Source organism: Synechococcus sp. CCY 9618 (assembly GCF_019038415.1).
Taxonomy (GTDB): Bacteria; Cyanobacteriota; Cyanobacteriia; order PCC-6307; family Cyanobiaceae; genus Cyanobium.
The window spans coordinates 1-222 of record NZ_JAFKRG010000116.1 but is presented as its reverse complement, the minus strand read 5'-3'; the positions used below and the strand labels follow the sequence as shown (position 1 = coordinate 222).

The window sequence follows — 222 nt, the reverse complement described above, 5'->3', positions numbered from 1 at the left end:
TTGCAGCCCACGGCTACTTCGGTCGTCTGATCTTCCAGTACGCCTCCTTCAACAACAGCCGCAGCCTGCACTTCTTCCTGGCCGCCTGGCCGGTGGTCGGCATCTGGTTCACCGCCCTGGGCGTTAGCACCATGGCCTTCAACCTGAACGGCTTCAACTTCAACCAGTCGATTCTCGACGGTCAGGGCCGGGTGATCAACACCTGGGCCGACGTGCTCAACC

Annotated in this window: 1 pseudogene; it reads left to right on the top strand. The window is 61.3% G+C overall.

Annotated features, from left to right (window positions below):
- Positions 1-222, top strand: a pseudogene (locus tag KUG41_RS16265) (photosystem II q(b) protein); the annotation flags it as partial.